Below are 15987 nucleotides of genomic sequence, written 5' to 3'. Positions count from 1 at the left end.
CCTTTTGCCGCGTTCTTGCCAACGCGAGATGGCGAAACCCGGCCTAGTCGTCGTCTTTGTTCCCGGGTTTGGGCAATTCGGCGAAAAGTTCCGGATGCCGCGCGAAAAGCCGCACGAGGAAACGGTAACGCTTGCCGCGGAAGGCCGGGTTCTCGTGGATCATCCGCAGCAATTCGATCGCGGCGGGCGCCATACTCTCGTTCTGGCGGGGCGGCATCTCCAGATCGGCGAAACGCTCTGGCGGCAGACCTGCATATTCCAAAAGCGCCTGCCCGAGAAAACGACCTTCCGCACGGTCGTCTTCCATCTGCCGAACGGCCAAACGGTCCCCGAGAACGACGCGCATCCGTTCGATCACCCTCAAGGGTCCGGTCTCGAAGTCATGCTCCTTCAACCAGTCGGCGAAGCTTTGCGTCGTGCGCCGGCGCTTGAAATTCTGATTGTAGAAGCTCGTCTTCCAGCTTTCGGGATCGCGCAGATAGACGATGTAGCGCGGCGCGTAACCGTCCAGCGCAGCGTCGAGGGCGCGCAGCATGTCCTCGTAAGTCCCAGCGGTCGAAATGTCGCTCAGACGCGCGGGATTCAGCCCGAACAGGGTCTCATCCGAGATGATCAGCGTCTTGAACGTCATCGCATCGACATCGCGGCGCAGCTGCTTCAACCCGCGGTGAAACCGCCACATCCAGAACGCGCGCGCCATCGGCACGTGCATCGCCCGCATCGCGACCTTGCGCAGTTGCAGTGTCAGGTCACCTTTCGCGGCGATCGTGAGTTCTGGCTCCAGTCGCGCCGTATTAGCGTCGAGCAGGGATTGGATCGTCGTCGTTCCCGTTTTCGGAAACCCGAGATGGATGACGATATTCCGATCCGTGCCTGTCATGGCGTCACTGCCCCTTACGCAAAGTCGAAGCGCGGTCTAGCGAGCATTCCCCCATGAAACAAGGAAAACAGCAGTTCAGCTCTCGCGCGCGGGCGTGGCGCCGCTGGGTTCGTCGTCATCTCTCAGCGGCTTCCAGGTAATCACCCGATAGGCGTAGAGCAGGACGAGCACCACGATCACGCCGGTCGAGACCGGGTTCACCCAGCTTGCGACTTCGCTGTACTGCTTCCCGAGCAGATAGCCCGCGACGGTCAGCAATGCGGTCCAGAGCGCGCTGCCCAGCGTGGTGTAGGCGAGGAACGGGACGAACGGCATCCGCGCCATGCCCGCCGGCACCGATATCAGCGTGCGGACGCCGGGAAGCATCCGCCCGAAGAACACGCCCACCCAGCCGTGCTTGTCGAACCATTTCTTGGTCCGGGTAATGTCGCGCGGGGTGATGCCGATCCAGCGGCCATGGCGGGTCGACAGATGGCACAGGCGCTTGATCCCGATCTTGAGGCCGATCCAGTACCAAAGGAGCGCGCCCAGCACCGAACCGATGGTGCCCGCGACGATCAGCCCGATCAGCGAGAATTTCCCCTGCGCCGCCATATAGCCTGCGAGTGGCATGATCAGCTCGGACGGAATCGGCGGGAACACGTTCTCCAGCAACATCAGGCCCGCGATACCGAAATAGCCGAAGGACGCGATGACGCCGGTGATCCAGTTGAACATGTTTTCTCCTTTGGCGCCTCAAGCCGGAACGGCGCGCCATGGTCGGTTGAATTAGCTGAAGTTCCCGCGGTGATTCATTCGGCGGCCTCCTGCGGAGAGCCCGTCTGCTGATCCTGCCGGCGTTGTTGTTGCCGCTGTCGGAGCAGTTTCAGCTCTGCGCCCCGTGCTCGACGCTCGCCGTCCTCGCTGGTCAGGAAGGCACGCGCCTCCTGCTCCAGCATTTCCTCCAGCCGCGACGCCAATTCCCGACGCTTGCGGAAACTGCGCAGCTGCACCGTCGAAGAGGTCTGCGGCAAGAAGCGCTGATGCTCCCCGGCGTGATAGACATCGAAACAGAGCCGCCCGGCGGTCAGGATATTGTCGCGACTGCTTTCCGCGAGAACGGTGAAAACCACCGACTCCACCTCTTTTGCGTCGTCGGGCAAGCTCGAGAAGTCCAGCGCGACGTCCACAAGATCGGAGATGCGGCCGAGATCGCGATAATCCGCGGTTTTCAGCGGGCCCTTGATCGACTCGTTGGGGCCGGAATCCGCGAACGGAGCAAACCCGCCGGAATCGCTGGCGATCGAGTGATAGGTTTTCCCGTCGATCACGAGATCGGCCAGAAGGGCTTTCACGAAAATCGGCTCGGCACCCATATTGCCCAGCATCAGATGTCCGCGCTCATGGCCGCCCGCGACCCGGGTAAGCAGCAGTTTCGAGCGGCGCTCACGCCGAAAATTATGCAACAGAAGCTGCAAATAGATCAGCCAGACGAACGCGGTGACGATCTGCACCGCGATACTCACCACTTGATTATGATCGACCAGCCACTCCATTTTCATCCTTCTGCAACGGTCGCGTGTAAGCTTTCATCGGCAACGCGGCAGAAGGGGCTCCGGGTCCGAAAACCCGGAGAAAAGAGGGGTGCGGGCCCGTTTTCGCGTCGTCAGTCGGCCAGAACCAGAAGATCGCGGCTTGCGACGCTGACCTCGGCCTCGGTGCCGACCTTGGGCGGCGGATTGCCGGGGCGGTTGAACGTGTCGAGCGCGATAAGCTGCCCTTCCACTTCCATTCGCACCCGCAGGATCGAGCCGAGGAAATGCGTCTCGACGATCCGCCCCGTGAACACCGTGTCATTGCCCTCGCGGCGGCCCAGCGCCAGAACTTCGGGCCGCGCGGCCAGCGTGACCGGAGTCCCCTGACCTGCGGTCACGGGTTCGGACAGGATCACCTCGGTGTTGCCGACGCGTAGAGCGCCACGCGCCGGATCGGCCACCTCGGCTTCGAGCGCGTTCAGCGTGCCCACGAATTGCGCGACGAAACGGGTCTTCGGCTGGTTGTAGATCTCGAATGGCGCACCGATCTGCTCGGCCACCCCGCCATTCATCACCACCACCCGATCCGAGATCGACAGCGCCTCTTCCTGATCGTGGGTCACGAAGATCGTCGTGATGCCCAGACGGCGCTGAATGTCGCGGATTTCTTCGCGCAGCGAGACGCGGATCTTCGCATCAAGCGCGGAGAGCGGCTCGTCGAGCAGCAGCACGCGCGGCTGGATCGCGAGCGCGCGCGCCAGCGCCACGCGCTGCTGTTGCCCGCCTGACAGCTGGAACGGGTAGCGGTTGCCCAGATCGGGCAGGCCGATCAGCTCCAGCATCTCGGTCACACGGGCTTTGATCTCGGCGCGCGGACGTTTCGCCACGCGCAGCCCGAAGCCCACGTTCTGCGCGACGGTCAGGTTGGGAAACAGCGCGTAGGCCTGAAACACCATGCCGATATTGCGCTGGTTAGCGCCCAGATGCGTCACGTCCTGCCCACCGATGCGGATCGCACCGCCCGAAGGGCTCTCGAAGCCCGCCACCATCCGCAGCACGGTCGTCTTGCCGCAGCCCGACGGGCCAAGCAGCGAGATAAATTCACCCTCTTCGATGGAGAGGTTGAAATCCTTCACAACGCGGTTCGCGCCGAAGGATTTTTCCAGATGTTCGATCTCGAGAGAGGCCATGGGTTACCGCTTTGCGTTCGTATGTTTGGAAAACCGGGTGACGAGTTGGATCAGCCCCATGCAGATCCAGGTGATCGAGAAGGCGATCACCGCAAGCGCGGCGGGCTCGTAAGCCTTGTTCGCGCCGGTCAGTTGCATATAGGGGCCGAATGCCGGCCGGTTGAGGAGCGAGGCGAGGACGAACTCGCCGATGACGATGGCGAAGGTGATGAAGGCGCCCGAGAGCACCGCGACCAGCACGTTCGGCAGGATGACGCGGGCGAGGATCGTGCTCCACCCGGCGCCGAGGCTCTGCGCGGCTTCGGTCAGCGTCCCGACATCGATGGTGCGCAGTCCGGTATCGACCGCACGATACATGTAAGGCAGCGAGAGCGTGGCATAGCCCAGCATCAGCAGGAGGTTGGTGCCCGTCGTCGTGCCGGTCAGCGGCAGGATCGACGAGGTGTTATACAGCCGGATATAGCCGAAGACGATCACGATCGGCGGGATCACCAGCGGCAGAAGCGTGATGAACTCCACCACCGGGCGCCAATGCGGCAACTTCAGACGCACCCAATAGGCGGTCGGCACCACGATCAGCGCGCCCACGAGGATCGTGAAGATCGCCATCACGACGGAGTAGCTGAAGGTCTCGCGGAATTGCGGATCGGCCAGCACCGAGCGGTAAGCGTCGAGCGAATAGACCCCGCGCCGCGCCCGCAGCGAGAATTCAAGCGTGCCAAGCAGCGGCAGCGCGAAATAGAGCGCCCCGAACGCCAGCGCGAGCCAGGACCAGAGTTTCTTGGATTTCATCGCATCCACCTTTCGGAGCGTACGCGCAGCCAGACATAGGCAAGGTTGGCGAGGCCGGTGATGACGATCATCCCGAAGGCCAGAGCGTAGCCCAGATGCGGGTCCTGCAGCACATCGCCGCGGATTTGCGCGTAAAGCATGATCGGCACGATCGACATCGACGAGCCGGTGAGCGCATAGGCCGTCGCCACCGCGCCGAAGCTATTGGCGAAGAGCAGCGCCAGCGTGCCCAGCAGCGAGGGCCAGAGGATCGGCAGCGCGACGATGCGCCAGTACTGGAAGCCGGTCGCGCCGAGGATGCTCGCCGCCTCTTTCCATTCGCGCTTCAGACCGTCCAGCGCAGGCGTGATGATCAGCACCATCAGCGGGATCTGGAAGAACAGATAGGTGATCGTCAGACCGAAGAAGCTCAGCAGGTTGAAGCCATGCGTGTAGATGTTGAAACCGAACCACGACTTCAGCAGCACGGTCACGAGGCCCAGACGTCCCAGCGTCGCGAGGAAGGCAAACGCCAGCGGCACGCCTGCGAAGTTAGAGGCCACGCCCGAGAAGGTCATCACCGGACCGCGCAGCCAGTTCGGCAGACCGCCCAGCGTCACGGCGGCGGCCAGCGCGAAGCCGATCAGGCAGCCTACAAGCGCAGTGGCGAGGCTGATCTTGATCGAGATCCAGTAGCTCGCCAGGATCGTCGGTTGAAACAGGTTCACGAGGTTCGACAGCGTGAAGCCCCCGTCACTCGTCCTAAACGCGCCCACCACGATATACATCGTCGGTGCGATCAGGAACAAAAGCGCGAAGAGCGTGAAGGGAACCATCCCCACCCAAGTCAGCGGCAGCTTGCGGCTTTGCATCGGGCCTCGCTTTGCAGAATTTTCAATAAAGTCGCCCCGCGCGATCAGGCGCGGGGCGTGTGCTTATGCGGGTTCGGTTACTGGACGTTCGCGCCGACGACGCTGTCCCAGCCGCCGGTCACGACTTCCTTGTTCGCAGCCTGCGCGTCGAGCGACGGGAAGACCGCCTTGGCGTAGCCCTCGGCGGGCGGCATCGCGTCGAGCATCTTCTGCGGAACCTTGCCGTTGGCCGACAGGTCGTTGAAGCGGATCGGGTGGCAATAGCCTTCCAGCCAGCCGAGCTGACCTTCGTCCGAATAGAGGTATTCCATCCAGAGCTTGGCTGCGTTCGGGTGCGGCGCATAGGCCGAGATAGCCTGAACGTAGACACCGGCGACAACGCCCGATTTCGGCACGACGACGTCGACCGGCGGGTTGCCGTTCAGCGTGTCGCGACCGGCAAGCGCGTTATAGTCCCACTCGACGACGATCGGGGTCGCGCCTTGGGCCAGCGTCCCGGTCTTGCCGATAACGGGCACGAAGTTGCCGTTCTTGTTCATCTCGGCGAAGTATTTCAGGCCAGCTTCGCCCGAGGCTTTGCCCGGCTCGCCGCCCGCTGCGACGCCCGCGGCCAGAACGCCGAGGATCGCCTGGTTCGAGGCACGCGGATCGCCCGCGAGAGCCACCGAGTTCGCGTATTCCGGCTTGAGCAGGTCCGACCAGTCCTGCGGCACGTTGTCGACGATGTCCTTGTTCACCGCGAACGACAGCACGCCGTAATAGTCACCATACCAGTAGCCTTCAGCATCCTTGGCGCTGTCCGGGATCGTGTCCCAGGTCGAGACCTTGTAGGGCTGGATCAGACCCTCGTCCTTGGCCGCCGGGCCGAAGGAAAGGCCCACGTCGATCACGTCGGGCGCCTGCGGACCCTTGTTGTCCTTGTTGGCGCGGATCGCTTCGAGCTCGTCGGCCGAGCCCGCATCGGGGTTCAGTTCGTTCACGGTGATCCCGGGATACTTCTTCTTGAAGCCGTCGATCACGCCCGCGTAGTTGCACCACGAATGCGGCAGCGCGATCGTGGTCAGGCTGCCTTCTTCTTTCGCAGCAGCGTAGAGGTCATCCATGCTGTCGGCGAAGCTGACGCCGGTGCTGGCAGCAAGGGCCATCGCGCTGGCTGCTGCAAGGTAACGGAACTTGAAGTTCATTTTCAGGTCTCTCCCCGTTGATGGAGGGCGGTGCCGCCTCATGCGGCCCTGTCTCCCCCGAGCTAATGTCTTTCGACGGTTGTGCCGTCCGGTTGGCTCCGGCATCGGCGACCCTTTATGCGGGCGTTGTAACAGATTTTTGGCAGTACAGATGTTGAAGCAAAATTCCTCATCAACACTAGTTACAGACGCGTGAGCCGCGCCAACGAGCGAGGGCGCAGCCCCCGCTCGCGCCGATATCAAAGGCACGCCTCGTAAAGCGCGCGGGTATTCTCGGCCGTCATCTCGACCGGGTTGCCGCCACAGGACGGATCTTCCAGCGCCATCTCGACCAACATGTCGAGATCTTCGCGCTTCACGCCCATCTCGGTCAGGTTCGCCGGGATGGACAATTCGGTGCGCAGGCTCTCGATCCGGGCCTTGAAGCCCTCGAAGCCGCCCGCGATGCCCAGATAGGCCGCCGCGCGGTTGATCCGCTCCTCGATGGCGGCGCGGTTGAAGTCGAGCACCATCGGCATCACGCAGGCATTGGTCGTGCCGTGATGGGTGCCGTAGACCGCGCCGACCGGGTGGCTCAGCGAGTGGATCGCGCCGAGGCCCTTCTGGAACGCCACCGCCCCCATCGCCGCCGCCGACATCATGTTGGCGCGTGCCTCCAGATCGTCCGGCGTCGTGTAGGCGCGCGGAAGGTTCTCGAACACGAGCCGCATCCCTTCGAGCGCGATACCCTGGCTCATCGGGTGGTAATGCGGGCTACAAAACGCCTCGAGGCAATGCGCCAGCGCGTCCATCCCGGTGCCCGCCGTGATGAAGGGCGGCATACCGACCGTCAGCTCCGGATCGCAGATCGTGATCGCGGGCATCAGGTTGGGGTGGAAGATGATCTTCTTCTTATGGGTCTCGGAATTGGTGAGAACGCCGGCGCGCCCCACTTCCGAGCCGGTCCCGGCCGTCGTCGGCACCGCGATGATCGGCGCGATCACATCGCCATTCGCGCGCGTCCACCAGTCGCCGATATCCTCCAGATCCCAGACGCTCAGCGAAGCGTCCTGCCCCGCCATCAGCGCGATCATCTTGCCCAGATCGAGCGCGGAGCCACCGCCGAAGCAGATCACACCGTCATGGCCGCCCGCTTTGAAGACCTCGATCCCGGCGGCCATGTTGCCCTCGTTCGGGTTCGGATCGACCTCGGAGAAGATCGCGCGGCCAAGGCCCGCCGCGTCCAGCACGTCGAGCGCGGCCGCGGTGATCGGCAGCGCGGCCAGCGCCTTGTCGGTCACCAGAAGCGGCTTCGCGATACCCACAGATTTGCAGTGATCGGCCAGTTCCGAAATCCGGCCGGGGCCGAATTTGATCGTGGTCGGATAGGACCAGTTTGCGGTGGGGGCAGTCATTTCGTCACCTTCTTGAGATGGTAGGATTTCGGACGCGTCAGCGCGTGATAGCCCAGCACCGAAAGCGAGCCGCCACGGCCCGTTTCCTTGCAGCCGGTCCAGCACAGCGCCGGGTCGAGATAGTCGCAGCGGTTCATGAAGACGGTGCCGGTCTGCAGCCGCTTGCCCATCGCCTCGGCGCGGGCGGGATCGGCGGTCCAGATCGAGCAGGTCAGCCCGTAATCGCAATCGTTCATCGCGGCGATGGCTTCCTCGTCATCCTTCACCGGCATGATGCCGACGACGGGACCGAAGCTTTCCTCGCGCATCACGCGCATCTCGTGGTTCACGTCGACGAGGATCTGCGGCGCGAGATAGGCGCCACCATCGTCTGCCGGGAACAGCTCGGGATCGAGCAGCGGCTTGGCGCCATCGGTGATCGCATCCTCGATCTGGCCGCGCACCACTTCGGCGAAGCGCTTGTTGGCCATCGGGCCCAGCGTCGTTTCCGGCTCGAACGGATTGCCGAGGGTCAGCTTGCTCGCCCAGGCAGCGGCCTTTTCGACGAAGGCGTCGTAGAGGCTCGCATGGACGTAAATCCGCTCGATCCCGCAGCAGCACTGGCCTGCGTTGAACAGCGCGCCATCCATCAGCCCGTCGACCGCCGCGTCCAGATCGGCATCCGCGGCCACATAGCCCGGATCCTTGCCGCCCAGTTCGAGGCCCAGCCCGGTGAAGGTGCCCGCCAGCGCGCGCTCCACCGCGCGACCGCCGCCGACAGAGCCGGTGAAGTTGACGAAATCGAACGCCTTCGCGCCCATCAGCTCTTCCGAGGTCTCGTGCGTCAGGTAGACGTTCTGGAACACGTCCTGCGGCACGCCCGCCGCGTGGAAGGCTTCGGCGATACGCTCGCCCACCAGCATCGTCTGCGTGGCGTGCTTCAGCATCACCGTGTTGCCCGCGATCAGCGCCGGGACCAGCGAGTTGATCACCGTCATATAGGGATAGTTCCAAGGCGCGATGATGAAGACGACGCCCACGGGCTCGCGCGCGATCTGGCGCAGGAAGCTTTCGCTTTGCTCGACCACCATCGGGGCCAGCGCCTCTTCAGCGATCGCGGCCATATAGCCCGCGCGCTCGTTCATGCCGCCGAATTCGCCGCCATAGCGGGTCGGGCGGCCCATCTGCCACGCAAGCTCCTCGACCACGAGATCCTTCATCTCGTTGAGTTTGGCGATGCCCGCCTCGACGAGCGCGATACGCTCGGACAGCGGACGTTCGGCCCATGCGGGCTGTGCGGCGCGAAGGCTCGCGGCCAGCGCCTGCGCGTCGGAGGCGCTCAGCGCCTCGCGTTCGGCATAGACCTGCCCGTCGACGGGCGAGATACATTTCAGGGTCTTGGTCATCATGTCTCCTTGCGGGGTGTAGGGCCCCGCGGGTCTGTCAAAACTCAGGCGCGTTCGAAACCGCGCATCCGCTCCCAGTCGGTCACAACTCGGTTCTGCTCTTCGATTTCCCAGCGGGCGGCGCGCACGTAATGGGCCATCACGTCCTCGCCGAAGGCGGATTTGAGCATGTCCGAACCTTCGAGAGCGCCCAGCGCCTCGGTCAGCGATTTCGGCACCTCGGTCACTTCGCCCGCCTTGTAGATGTCGCCTGCGGCTTCCGGGCCCGGGTCCATCTGTTGCTCGATCCCGGCCAGCCCCGCCGCGAGAAGCGACGCGCAGGCCAGATAAGGGTTCAGGTCGGCCCCGCCGATGCGGCATTCCACGCGGATGGATTTCGTGCCCTCGCCGCAGATGCGGAAGCCCGCCGTTCGGTTGTCCAAAGACCAGACCGCTTTCGTCGGCGCGAAAAGCCCCTCGCAGAAGCGCTTGTAGCTGTTGGTGTAGGGCGCGAGGAAATAGGTGATCTCACGCGCATGGGTCAGCTGACCGGCGAGGAACTGGTGCATCAGCTCGGACATGCCGTTCGGCGCGTCCTTGTCGAAGAAGGCAGGCTTGCCGCCCTTCCAGAGCGACTGGTGAACGTGGCTCGACGAGCCAGCCTTGTCGGTGTGGTATTTCGCCATGAAGGTCGCCGAAAGCCCGTGGGACTGGGCGACTTCCTTGGCGCATTGCTTGACCAGCACATGCATGTCGGCGGTCTGAAGCCCGCCCGCATATTTCACGTTCAGCTCTTCCTGACCGCATTCGGCCTCGCCCTTGGAACATTCGACCGGCACGCCCGCCGCATAGAGCGCGTTGCGCATCGCCCGCATCGCCGGTTCGGCGCGCGAATTGCCCATCAGCGAATAGTCGACATTGTAGCGCGCGACCGGGGTGGGATCGGGGTAGCCCGCGTCGAAGAGCTGCGGATAGCTTTCCTCGAACAGGAAGAACTCCAGCTCGGTCGCCATCATCACGTCATAGCCCATGTCCTTGGCGCGCTTGAGCTGCGATTTCAGCATCTGGCGCGGTGCATGGGGGATCGGCTCGTGGCTATGATGATCGAGCAGATCGCAGATCACCAGCGCCGTGCCCGGAACCCATGGGATCAGCCGCAGCGTCTCCATGTCGGGCTTCATCACGTAATCGCCGTAGCCGCGCTCCCAGCTGGACGCGTCATAGCCCGGCACGGTGACCATCTCCATGTCGGTCGCCAGCAGGTAGTTGCAGCAATGGGTCTCTTCCCATGCGCTGTCGATGAAATGCGCCGCGTGGAACCGCTTGCCCTGAAGCCGCCCCTGCATATCCACAAGGGCTGCGATGACCGTATCGACCTCGCCTGCATTGACCGATTTCTTGAGCGCGTCGAACGATAATTTGCGCGACATGAGTTCCTCCGGGATCAAGATCACCGCGCGAGATTGCCGCGCGGTGCGGGGCCCCACAAGAGGGCAAATGTTGCGTCGTAGGGGCAGCGTTTCCGCCGCCCCCGCTTTGCTTAGCCGCAGCGATAGGGCGGGCCTGCCTTCGCCATCGTCGCGTTGTATTTCTTGAAGATGTCGACGACCTTGGCCTTCAACTCGCTTTCGGCCGCGATCTCGTCCCAGAACTTGTGGGCGGCGTCTTCGACCTTCTGCCATTCGGCGTCCGGAATGGTCGTCAGCTCCATATCGGTGCCTTCGACGCGCAGCTTCGCCTCGCCCGACCAGTACCAGTACTGGCGGTGGTAATGCGATTGATCGAAGCAGGTCTTCATCAGCGTCTTCAGACGGTCCGGCACTTCATTCCAACGATCCATGTTGGCGAAGAAGTGGCCGATCCAGGCGCCCGAGATGTTGTTGGTCAGGAAGTAGGGCGCGTTCTTGCCCCAGCCCGAGGTGTAATCCTCGGTGATGCCCGACCATGCGACGCCGTCCAGCTCGCCGGTCTGCAGCGCGACTTCCACGTCTTCCCACGGGATCGTCACCGGCACGACGCCGAATTGCGCAAGGAAGCGCCCGGCCGTCGGGAAGGTGAAGACCCGCTTGCCGTTGAGATCGTCGAGCGACTTCACCGGCTCTTTCATGGCGAAGTTGCACGGGTCCCACGAGCCCGCCGAGATGTGCTTCACACCGACGGCCGAATACTGCTCGTCCCAGATCTCGTTGAGACCCCATTCGTTGAACAGCGTCGGCACGTCGAGCGAGTAGCGCAGGCCGAAGGGGAAATAGCCGCCGAAGACGGTGACTTCGGTCGGCGAGGCCATCGAGTCATCGTCGGATTGCACGGCATCGATCGTGCCCGACTGCATCGCGCGGAACAGCTCGGAGGTCGGCACCAGCTGGTCGGCGTAGTAAAGCTCGATCTCCATCTCGCCATCGGCGATTTCGTTGAAGGTCTTGATGCAATTGTCCACGACCTGTTCGGCCAGCGCGGGGCCGGCATAGGTCTGCATACGCCACTTGATTGGTGTGGTCTGCGCGACGGCCGGGGCCGCAAGGCCCGCCGCAGCCGCACCCACCGCACCGGTGGTGAGGAACTGTCTTCTTGTCGTCATCACTCTCTCCTTGTTGGTTGATCCCGGTTTTTCCGGGTTATGGTTATCTTCCGAGCACCGCATGCGGCAGCCAGAGCGCCAGCTGCGGAAAGATCATCACGAGGATCAGCGTCAGGACCATCACGCCCACGAAGGGGATCACCGAGGCGTAGATCACCGGCAGGGTGAAATCCTTCGGCGCCATCGCCTTCATCAGGAACAGATTATAACCGAAGGGCGGCGTGAGATAGGCAACCTGACAGGTGATGGTATAAAGGACACCGTACCAGATCATGTCGAAGCCCAGATGCCGGGCGAGCGAGACATAGACCGGGGCCACGATCACCAGCATCGCCGTGTCATCGAGGAACATCCCCATCACGAGGAAGCTCAGCTGCATCAGGATCAGGATCTGCCACGGGCCGAGGCCGAGGCTGTCGGTGAAGAAATCCTCGATCGCGCGGCCCGCGCCAAGACCGTCGAACACCGCCCCGAAGGACAGCGCCGCGGTGATGATCAGCATGAACATCACGGTGATCTTGAGCGTGTTCTCGGTCGAAACCTTGAAGACCTGCCAGGTGAAGCGCCGCTTGATCGCCGCCGCGAAGACAGCGGCCAGTGCGCCGATCACCGAGGCTTCGGTCAGGCTCGCCCACCCCTTAAGGAAGGGCACCATCATCGCAACGAAGATGAAGACCGGCATCAGACCCGCGCGCAGCAGGCGCAGCTTCTCGCGCATGGTGATCATGGCGCGCTCTTCCGCATCCATCGGCGGCGCGAGGTCCGGGTTCATTTTGCAGCGGATCACGATATAGGCGACGAAAAGCGTGGCCATCAGCAGCCCCGGCACCGCACCTGCCAACCACAGTTCCGACACCGGCTGCCGCGCGATCAGCGAGAACAGCACCAGCACGACCGAGGGCGGGATCAGGATGCCCAAGGACGACCCCGCCTGAATGACACCCGAGATCATCAGCTTGTCGTAGTTCCGGCGCAGCAGTTCCGGCAGCGCGATCGTCGCCCCGATCGCCATACCCGCGACCGACAGCCCGTTCATCACCGAGATCATCACCATGAGCATGATCGTCCCGATGGCGAGCCCCCCCGGTAAGGGCCCGAACCAGACGTGGAACATCCGATAGAGGTCTTCGGCCAGACGGCTCTCGGACATCACGTAGCCCATGTAGACGAACATCGGCAGCGTCAGGAGCGGCGTCCATTTCATCAGCTTCATGACCGAGCCGAAGCCCATCTGCGTGCCGCCCGGCCCCCAGAGCCAGAAGGCCGCGACGACGGCCACGAAGCCGATCGCGCCGAAGACGCGCTGACCGGTCAGCATCATCAGCAGCATCGTCGAGAACATCAAAAGGGCGATGGTGTTGTGATCCATCAGATTTCCTCTCCGCGAATAGTCGCGACATCGCGGATCAGAAGTGCCACGGCCTGCAGGAACAGAAGTGCGAAGCCCGTGGTGATGATGACCTTGATCGGCCACAGCACGGGACGCCACGCGGTCGGGTTTCGCTCGTTATATTCGAAGGAATAGACCGTGGAATCGAAGGCCGAGTAGACCATGATCCCGAGGTAGAACATCAGCGCGAAAACGGTGAAGGCATCCCACCAGGCCTGCCCTTTCGGCGACCAGCGGGAGTACAGCAAGTCCATCCGGACGTTCGTGTCGCCCTGCAGGGTCCACGGCGCGCCGAGCATGTAATAGGCGACCAGCGTGAACTGGGCCATCTCCAGCGTCCAGAGCGCGGGGATTTCGAAGATCTTCGTCAGCGATGAGAACAGCATGATCGCCATCATCACGTAGAGCAGGTACATCGCCACCTTGCCGAGCTTGCGGTTGAACCCGTCGATCAGGCGGACATAGGCGACACTCCAGCGTGGCATCAGGCGGCCTCCCCGTTATTTGCGGTGATCTGCGACAGCGCGGTTTGCAGCACCGGGGCAAGCGTCGCGGCCATCGCCTCTTGCGCGGTAGGATCGGCGATCAGATCGTTGCGCAGTTCCAGCATGACATTCGGCAGCCCCATCGGCGTGGCCTGCAGCGCCAGCGTATGACAGACGCCATCCGCGCCCGAGTAAGGTTCGTTAAGACGCGCATCGAGTTCGGTGACACGGCGGGCTTCCTCGAGAACCGCCTGCGCTAGGCTCGGATCGGCATCGTGGATCACGCCAAGCTCGACCGCGCGCGGCTTGCCGAACCAGATCGGCGTGAAGGAATGCACCGTCACCAGCGCCGTCGGCCGCCCGCGGGCCAACCGCTCGGCGATCAGACTGCGTAGCGCTGCGTGGAACGGCTCGTATAGCGCCTCGGTGCGCGCACTACGGTCGTCCGGCGAAAGCGCCGCATTACCAGGAATGTCATGGATCTCGGAGGTCACGGGCATCGCACCCGGATGATGCGGCGGGCGGTTGAGATCGTAGATCAGCCGCGACTGGCGGGCGGCGACCAGCGGCGCCTCCAATTGCGCAGCCAGACCGCGCGCAAGGCCCAGCGCGCCGGGATCCCAAGCGATATGCGCCTCGCGCTGATCGGGCGTCAGACCCAGATCGCCCCAAGGCGCAGGAAAGGCATTCAACGCATGTTCGCAGACCAGAACGACCTCACCCGGTCGATCCGCGCCTTCGATTTCCACCGCTACATGCGCGCTGTTCAAATCGGTCCCTCTCTGTTGAGCGGCGCGATTCTACGTCGCGTCCTGGGGTCAGGCTCGCCTCGCCAAGCCGCATCTGTCAAGAAAATTTCAGAGAAGAAAATTCTGTTACAATCATTTCTAACTTGATTCGCACGGGGGTGCCCGATTTGTCAGCAGCGACGCAAAGCATCGAAGACAGGCTCCGGACGGGCATCGAAGAGATGACCCGGACCGAGAAGCAACTCGCCGGGCATATCCTGCGCCACTATCCGATGGCGCTTCTGGGATCTGTCGCGCAGCTGGCGCGGGCCGCCGAAGTGTCCTCCCCTACAGTTGTGCGATTGGCGCAGAAGATGGGCTATGGCGGCTATCCGGGGCTGCAGCAGGCGGTGCGCGACGAGTTGGAGGCGCAGCTTGTCTCGCCGCTGGTCAAACACGATCGCTGGGCGGGGGATGCGCCCGACACCCATATGATCAACCGCTTCGCCGATACGGTTCTGGGCAACCTGCAGGCGACGCTGAAGCAGATCGACCATGCCGAGTTCGACGCCGCTGCCGCGCTGATGGCCGATCCCAAACGTCGCATCTTCGCGACCGGGGGCCGGATCACCGGCCCGATCGCGGCCTATTTCGTGGCGCATATGAAGGTGATCCGCCCCGGCGTCGAACTGCTCGAGCCGCTCTCGAACAGCTGGCCGCCCGCGCTTCTCGAGATGCAGAAGGGCGACGTGCTCTTGGTTTTCGACATTCGCCGCTACGAATCGAGCGTCCTGCAACTGGTCGAGATGGCGGTCGAGCAGGGCGCGGAAGTCGTGCTGATCACCGACCCTTGGGTCTCGCCCGCCGCAACCCATGCGCGCTATCGCTTCTCGGCGCAGATCGAAGCGCCCTCGGCGTGGGATTCGACGGTCGCGATTCAGGTTCTGGTCGAAACGCTCATGGCGGCGATTCAATCGCTGACCTGGGAAGAAACCTCGGCCCGCATGGCGCGGCTCGAAGCGCTTTACGACCGCGCGCGCTTTTTCCGCAGGAAATAAGGCCCAGCGCGCGCGCCTGCGCGAAAAAGCTCAGCCCGGATGAGTTGCGCGACTTTTTGAGTAATGGTGCCCAGGAGATGCTGCCTCGAGGGAGAAAGCAATTTTCTCTCGGGCGTCGGAAGCTCCTAGTTTCTTTGGAGAAATTTCTCCACCCAACTGCGGGTGGAATTTGCGAGAACTCCACCCGGGTGGGGCAACGGGCAAGACCTACTACTTCCGCATGCGCGTCCCGAATGAGTTTACGGACGTCGAACCCCTCCGTGAGATTAACAGGTCTCTTAAGACGAGGGACTCATCAAGGCCGAGGCACGCTGTGCCAACGTCAGGCTTGCTCTCTTCACCGAGTGGAGGGCCCGTCGCGCCGGGCGTGCCGCAGACACACGAGCTATGTTCGACGCCTCGGTCGACATACTGAAGGCCTGGGGCATGAGCTTCAGCCCGATGGCAGACCTGATTACGGGACCTCTCAGCGACGTCCATTCCCGAATCGAGGCCATTGCCAATGTGGATCCTCTGTCGCCCGCAGTCCCGGCAGCACGCGGAGCCATAGGCCTCCCCGACCTGTCTCTCAATGAGAGC

At 63.2% G+C, this 15987-nt stretch carries 16 protein-coding genes; 2 read left to right on the top strand and 14 right to left on the bottom strand.

Annotated elements, in window-relative coordinates:
* Window positions 1-43: 43 nt before the first annotated feature.
* The 14 genes from B3D39_RS17160 to B3D39_RS17095 all read right to left on the bottom strand — a co-directional run bounded on the left by B3D39_RS17160 (window position 44) and on the right by B3D39_RS17095 (window position 14392).
* On the bottom strand, window positions 44-880 hold the full coding sequence (locus B3D39_RS17160) for a hypothetical protein (RefSeq protein ID WP_274962353.1): 837 nt from the start codon (window positions 878-880) through the stop codon (window positions 44-46).
* A 75-nt stretch (window positions 881-955) separates the two neighbouring features.
* Window positions 956-1597, bottom strand: a complete 642-nt coding sequence (locus tag B3D39_RS17155; protein WP_274962354.1) for a DedA family protein — start codon at window positions 1595-1597, stop codon at window positions 956-958.
* A gap of 74 nt (window positions 1598-1671) precedes the next feature.
* A complete protein-coding gene (locus tag B3D39_RS17150; protein WP_274962355.1) occupies window positions 1672-2415 on the bottom strand; it encodes a hypothetical protein in 744 nt (247 codons plus the stop codon).
* Between the two features lie 110 nt (window positions 2416-2525).
* Entirely contained in the window at window positions 2526-3584 is a 1059-nt protein-coding gene (locus B3D39_RS17145; protein ID WP_078522183.1) for an ABC transporter ATP-binding protein, read from the bottom strand.
* Between the two features lie 3 nt (window positions 3585-3587).
* A complete protein-coding gene (locus tag B3D39_RS17140; protein WP_078541553.1) occupies window positions 3588-4376 on the bottom strand; it encodes an ABC transporter permease in 789 nt (262 codons plus the stop codon).
* On the bottom strand, window positions 4373-5227 hold the full coding sequence (locus B3D39_RS17135) for an ABC transporter permease (RefSeq protein ID WP_078522181.1): 855 nt from the start codon (window positions 5225-5227) through the stop codon (window positions 4373-4375). Before B3D39_RS17135 ends, B3D39_RS17140 begins: the two co-directional genes overlap by 4 nt.
* A gap of 77 nt (window positions 5228-5304) precedes the next feature.
* Window positions 5305-6372 carry an ABC transporter substrate-binding protein gene (locus B3D39_RS17130; protein ID WP_408648145.1) on the bottom strand — a complete coding sequence of 356 codons (1068 nt, stop codon included), beginning with the start codon at window positions 6370-6372 and terminating at the stop codon, window positions 5305-5307.
* A 278-nt stretch (window positions 6373-6650) separates the two neighbouring features.
* The gene (locus B3D39_RS17125) at window positions 6651-7805 is read right to left on the bottom strand and encodes an iron-containing alcohol dehydrogenase (protein ID WP_274963794.1); all 1155 of its coding nucleotides are present in this window, start codon (window positions 7803-7805) and stop codon (window positions 6651-6653) included.
* Window positions 7802-9190: an aldehyde dehydrogenase family protein gene (locus B3D39_RS17120; RefSeq protein WP_286789916.1), complete on the bottom strand. Its 1389-nt coding sequence runs from the start codon at window positions 9188-9190 to the stop codon at window positions 7802-7804. Before B3D39_RS17120 ends, B3D39_RS17125 begins: the two co-directional genes overlap by 4 nt.
* Before the next feature lie 44 nt (window positions 9191-9234).
* Window positions 9235-10599, bottom strand: coding sequence for a glutamine synthetase family protein (locus B3D39_RS17115; RefSeq protein WP_274963088.1), 1365 nt, complete (start codon window positions 10597-10599; stop codon window positions 9235-9237).
* Between the two features lie 110 nt (window positions 10600-10709).
* Window positions 10710-11747, bottom strand: a complete 1038-nt coding sequence (locus tag B3D39_RS17110) for a TRAP transporter substrate-binding protein (protein ID WP_078522177.1) — start codon at window positions 11745-11747, stop codon at window positions 10710-10712.
* Between the two features lie 43 nt (window positions 11748-11790).
* On the bottom strand, window positions 11791-13116 hold the full coding sequence (locus tag B3D39_RS17105) for a TRAP transporter large permease (protein WP_083076673.1): 1326 nt from the start codon (window positions 13114-13116) through the stop codon (window positions 11791-11793).
* Window positions 13116-13622 carry a TRAP transporter small permease subunit gene (locus B3D39_RS17100; protein WP_078522175.1) on the bottom strand — a complete coding sequence of 169 codons (507 nt, stop codon included), beginning with the start codon at window positions 13620-13622 and terminating at the stop codon, window positions 13116-13118. Before B3D39_RS17100 ends, B3D39_RS17105 begins: the two co-directional genes overlap by 1 nt.
* Window positions 13622-14392, bottom strand: coding sequence for an N-formylglutamate amidohydrolase (locus B3D39_RS17095; protein WP_274963089.1), 771 nt, complete (start codon window positions 14390-14392; stop codon window positions 13622-13624). The genes B3D39_RS17100 and B3D39_RS17095 overlap by 1 nt, the downstream gene beginning before the upstream one ends.
* Before the next feature lie 146 nt (window positions 14393-14538).
* Here B3D39_RS17095 and B3D39_RS17090 point away from each other — a divergent pair, with 146 nt between their 5' ends.
* Both B3D39_RS17090 and B3D39_RS20680 read left to right on the top strand, forming a co-directional pair.
* A complete protein-coding gene (locus B3D39_RS17090) occupies window positions 14539-15408 on the top strand; it encodes a MurR/RpiR family transcriptional regulator (RefSeq protein WP_078602509.1) in 870 nt (289 codons plus the stop codon).
* Between the two features lie 169 nt (window positions 15409-15577).
* Window positions 15578-15823 (top strand): DUF6538 domain-containing protein, encoded by a 246-nt coding sequence (locus B3D39_RS20680; protein ID WP_369127233.1) that lies wholly within the window; start codon window positions 15578-15580, stop codon window positions 15821-15823.
* The last annotated feature ends 164 nt before the right edge of the window (window positions 15824-15987 follow it).

It is taken from the genome of Thioclava sp. UBA3469, assembly GCF_002378135.1.
Classification (GTDB): Bacteria; Pseudomonadota; Alphaproteobacteria; order Rhodobacterales; family Rhodobacteraceae; genus Thioclava; species Thioclava sediminum.
Note: the sequence above shows the minus strand (reverse complement) of the source record. Positions and strands in the feature narration are given on the sequence as shown.

Excerpts from the sequence above, each read along its gene's own strand:
- B3D39_RS17160 (WP_274962353.1), bottom strand. The coding sequence starts at position 880 with ATGACAGGCACGGATCGGAATATCGTCATCCATCTCGGGTTTCCGAAA.
- B3D39_RS17155 (WP_274962354.1), bottom strand. The coding sequence starts at position 1,597 with ATGTTCAACTGGATCACCGGCGTCATCGCGTCCTTCGGCTATTTCGGT.
- B3D39_RS17150 (WP_274962355.1), bottom strand. The coding sequence starts at position 2,415 with ATGGAGTGGCTGGTCGATCATAATCAAGTGGTGAGTATCGCGGTGCAG.
- B3D39_RS17145 (WP_078522183.1), bottom strand. The coding sequence starts at position 3,584 with ATGGCCTCTCTCGAGATCGAACATCTGGAAAAATCCTTCGGCGCGAAC.
- B3D39_RS17140 (WP_078541553.1), bottom strand. The coding sequence starts at position 4,376 with ATGAAATCCAAGAAACTCTGGTCCTGGCTCGCGCTGGCGTTCGGGGCG.
- B3D39_RS17135 (WP_078522181.1), bottom strand. The coding sequence starts at position 5,227 with ATGCAAAGCCGCAAGCTGCCGCTGACTTGGGTGGGGATGGTTCCCTTC.
- B3D39_RS17130 (WP_408648145.1), bottom strand. The coding sequence starts at position 6,372 with ATGGCCCTTGCTGCCAGCACCGGCGTCAGCTTCGCCGACAGCATGGAT.
- B3D39_RS17125 (WP_274963794.1), bottom strand. The coding sequence starts at position 7,805 with ATGACTGCCCCCACCGCAAACTGGTCCTATCCGACCACGATCAAATTC.
- B3D39_RS17120 (WP_286789916.1), bottom strand. The coding sequence starts at position 9,190 with ATGACCAAGACCCTGAAATGTATCTCGCCCGTCGACGGGCAGGTCTAT.
- B3D39_RS17115 (WP_274963088.1), bottom strand. The coding sequence starts at position 10,599 with ATGTCGCGCAAATTATCGTTCGACGCGCTCAAGAAATCGGTCAATGCA.
- B3D39_RS17110 (WP_078522177.1), bottom strand. The coding sequence starts at position 11,747 with ATGACGACAAGAAGACAGTTCCTCACCACCGGTGCGGTGGGTGCGGCT.
- B3D39_RS17105 (WP_083076673.1), bottom strand. The coding sequence starts at position 13,116 with ATGGATCACAACACCATCGCCCTTTTGATGTTCTCGACGATGCTGCTG.
- B3D39_RS17100 (WP_078522175.1), bottom strand. The coding sequence starts at position 13,622 with ATGCCACGCTGGAGTGTCGCCTATGTCCGCCTGATCGACGGGTTCAAC.